The sequence below is a fragment of the Halobacillus litoralis genome, assembly GCF_009856445.1.
In the GTDB taxonomy this organism is placed as follows: domain Bacteria; phylum Bacillota; class Bacilli; order Bacillales; family Halobacillaceae; genus Halobacillus; species Halobacillus litoralis.
Window position 1 is genome coordinate 1 of the sequence record NZ_WMFA01000045.1, and the last position, 530, is coordinate 530.

A 530-nucleotide genomic window follows, 5' to 3' on the forward strand; every position below is an offset into this window, starting at 1 on the left:
CATCAGGCAGGCGCCGGCGATGGTGCTGCGTTGCAGCGCGAGGGAAGTGCGTCGCGTCATGATGGTTCTCCATTGGCTTCCTTGATCTCCCCCCACAGTTCAACCAGCGATGCGGCAGTGGCCGGGTCGAGCCCCGGGAGGAGGCTGCCCAGATTATGGCGGGCCAGGGCCGTGCGCGAAAGGCCCGACTGCGTGACGGATCCGTCATCCACGAGGCGCTGCCACCACCAGGCCAGCTCCACCTGTTCGGCCTTCAGCTCCGCCTGCTTGACGGTGTCGCGCAGTGGGGCCGTGGTGTCATTGCCCCTGGGCAGATTCATCCGCAGGGCGCGCAGGTCGGCGGTGACATCGGTGCGCCACTGGTGGATGCCCTCGGGCTCGGTTTGCGGGGCTTGGCGATCGCGGGCGGCACAGAACAGCGCCACCAGGAGCGGGGTCACCGCCAGACCCTGGTTCTGGGCCTCAAGGCACTGGTATGCGAATCCGTCGTGACGCCATAGGGTCAGCACGTACTGCCAGAGTGGATTGTC

Annotated in this window: 1 protein-coding gene; it reads right to left on the reverse strand. The window is 67.0% G+C overall.

Annotated elements, in window-relative coordinates:
* Positions 1 to 56: 56 nt before the first annotated feature.
* Positions 57 to 530 (reverse strand): TIGR02444 family protein (locus tag GLW00_RS21045; RefSeq protein ID WP_160917094.1); only part of this gene is annotated, 474 nt, incomplete at its 5' end.